Source organism: Saccharomonospora iraqiensis subsp. paurometabolica YIM 90007, assembly GCF_000231035.2.
Lineage (GTDB): Bacteria > Actinomycetota > Actinomycetes > Mycobacteriales > Pseudonocardiaceae > Saccharomonospora > Saccharomonospora paurometabolica.
This window is the reverse complement of the sequence record NZ_KI912261.1, coordinates 96,734-99,513: the sequence shown is the minus strand read 5'-3', so window position 1 is coordinate 99,513 and position 2,780 is coordinate 96,734. Positions and strand designations below refer to the sequence as shown.

The following is a 2,780-nucleotide window of genomic DNA, read 5'->3' as shown; positions in this document are numbered from 1 at the left end:
CGGGAGCGGGCCGCATCCGGGTGGGGTCCTCGGCGGGTCCGCCGAGCGGCGTGTCCCCGCGGGCGACCGCGGCCAGCAGGTCCTCGGACTGCTGCGCGTTCGGCCGGTGCGCGGTCTCGGGGTGCAGCATCACCGCCAGCACGCTGGTCAGCGGGCCGGACTGTCTCGGCGGGTTGATCTGTCCCGCGGCCACCGCGTGCAGCAGGCCCAGCGTGTTCTCGCTCAGCCCGAAGGGGGGCTGCCCCTCGGAGGCGGCGTAGAGGGTGGAGCCGAGGGAGAAGACGTCCGACTCCGGCCCCGGGTCGCCGCCGATGGCCACCTCGGGCGCCAGGTACGCGGGGGTGCCCGCGATCATGCCCGTCTTGGTGACCGTCACGTCGTCCTTGGCGCGGGAGATGCCGAAGTCGGTGATCTTCACCAGGCCGTTGTCGGCGAGCAGGATGTTGCCGGGCTTGATGTCGCGGTGCACGATGCCGACCGCGTGCGCCTCCCGCAGGGCCGAGGCCACCTGCGCGCCGATCCGGGCGACCTCCAGCGGTGGCAACGTGCCCTGCTGTTGCAGCACCTGCGCGAGGCTGGTGGAGTCGAGGTACTCCATGACCAGGCAGGGTTGCCCGTTCTCGTCCGTCACCACGTCGAACACGGTGATCGCGTTCGGGTGGTGCAGCCGGGCGGCGATCCGCCCCTCGCGCATCGTCCGCTGCCGTGCGTCCTCGGCCTCGTGCTGTTCGAGGCCGGGTTCGAGCATGAGTTGTTTGATGGCGACCGTCCGGTGCAGTACCTCGTCGACTGCCTGCCAGACGGCGCCCATGGCACCGGTCCCGATCCGCTTGATGACACGGTAGCGGCCGGCGACCAGGCGACCCTCGTCGCTCACGCGACCTCCTTCGGGCTCGCACATACCGGGAGTACGTGTGCCGGCTTACCGAGACCGACCGTGACAGATTAGGCCGCTCACTCTGCGCACACGCGGGGGGCACTGCGGGGGCTGTGATCTTCACCCCATCGGTGGCCCCGATTGCGGTTCCACAAGGCCGGTCAGCCTACAGCGCGGACCGAGAGCAATATCGCCCGGTTTATCAGGGGGTCCGGTCCGGCACCCACCCCGAGCAGTTGGGTGATCCGCAGCGGCGCGCCCCCGTCGGGGGTCATCCGGACCACGACCCGCACGGTCCCGTCCCCCCGCTCCCGCACGTCCTCGATCTCCAGGTCCGTCAGCGACCGCCAGGAGGCCAACAGCGCGCGGCCCTCCCCGGCCGTCAGCGCGGGGGCCAGCAGGCCCAGTGCCTGCTCGGGGGCGGTCCGGACGCGCTCGTAGAACGCGTGCACCAGCCCGGTCGCCGCGTCCGCCGGGCCGGAGCGGAGTCCGTTGCCGGGTGTCCCGGCCGTTCCGGTCGGCACCGCCGCGCCGACCGGGTCCGTGGCCTCCGGCGCCGGGGAGTCCCCGGTCGTCGCCTCCGCGGATCGCACGGAGTGGTCGGACTCCGGGGGGTCGGTCGGCTCCGCGGAGTCTGCGGTGTCCGGTGACCCGGCCGGCGGGGACGACGCGGGAGTGTCCGGGACGCCCGTGTCCCGCGTGCGCCGTTCGCCGGGAGGCAGGGTGAACCCGCCGAGCGCGGCCGCACCGGTGATCTCGTGCCGGTGCCGGGTACCGGCGCCGGGGTCGTCGGACTCGTCGGCACTGCCGGACAGCGAGGACGCGACGATGACGGAGGCGACCAGCGCGGCCGTGACGAACAGCAGCGCGACGAACTTGGCACGCCGCGCGAGGAGGCTCTCCCGTGCGGAGGCAGGCGCCGGGTCGCCGCCGCTCTGTCCGTCGTCCCCGCCCCGTCCGTCGTCGCCGCCCCGTCCGCCGTCGCCGGGCCGGTCGACCTCACCGGGGGCGGGGCCTGCGACGGGAAGCACCTCGTCCAGGGTGATGGTGGGGGTGTCCCCCTCGACCGGAGCGTTCTCACCGGGGAGGTGCGGGCCGAGACCGTCGTGGATGACGACGGTCCGCTCCGGCTCCCGGCTGGGCCGATCGTGCACTGCTCGTCCTCGTCTGTTCTCGGTTCAGGAGTGGGCTCGGTTCGCGGGAGTGGGGCCGGTCACCGAGCGCACAAGCACGGACACCGAACAACAGGTAACCCGTTCGCGACGCCGTTCGCCAGCGTCTCTCGGTGGGCAGCACATAGCGTACGACGAGCGGTGCTGTCGGTCACCCATCTAGAGCAATTTTCAACCGTTCGGCGACCCGCACGTGCAGAAGGACGTGCGGATGGTCCGTGCATTCGCAGGTGAGGCCGCATCCGTGCGTCCCGTCCGCGGCGCACGGCCCGGCGCCTTCAGCCCTCCACGGCCGAGATGCGGTCGTCGGCCGCGAAGGTGAGCCTGCGGGTCTCCTCGGTGGTGCTGCCGTCCGGGCGGGTGATCCGCAGGGTGTTGACGGTGACGCCCTCGTCGGTGTCGATGTGGACGTGGCGCACCTCGAAGTAGGCGACGTCGGCGTAGCGCTGAGCCAGCCCCTCCGGACCCTGCTCGGCGAGTTCCCCGGTGGTGAGCGCGTGCGCGGCCTCCGGATCCTCGGTGACGGTGTTGAAGAAGTCCTGGGAGCGCTGCGCGAGGGTCTCCGCGTCGTGGCCGGTGCGCAGGATGCCCACGTTCTCCCCGTCGTCCTCGGTCGAGGTGGGGGCGGGGGTGACCGGCGGCTTGCGCGGGCCGTCCGCCATCTGCACCTCGGCGGGCTCACCCGCCGCGTCCCCGTGGTCCACGTCCGCGGCGACCCGGCCCGGGCCGTC

At 72.9% G+C, this 2,780-nt stretch carries 2 protein-coding genes and 1 pseudogene; all 3 read right to left on the bottom strand.

Annotated features, from left to right (window positions below; all coding sequences use genetic code 11):
• Positions 1-877: serine/threonine-protein kinase (locus SACPADRAFT_RS29470; protein WP_007027160.1), on the bottom strand; the 877-nt coding region annotated here is incomplete at its 3' end.
• 161 nt (positions 878-1,038) lie between these two features.
• Positions 1,039-2,031 carry a hypothetical protein gene (locus SACPADRAFT_RS0223100; protein WP_007027161.1) on the bottom strand — a complete coding sequence of 331 codons (993 nt, stop codon included), beginning with the start codon at positions 2,029-2,031 and terminating at the stop codon, positions 1,039-1,041.
• A 296-nt stretch (positions 2,032-2,327) separates the two neighbouring features.
• A pseudogene (locus SACPADRAFT_RS0223095) lies at positions 2,328-2,780 on the bottom strand (hypothetical protein); the annotation flags it as partial.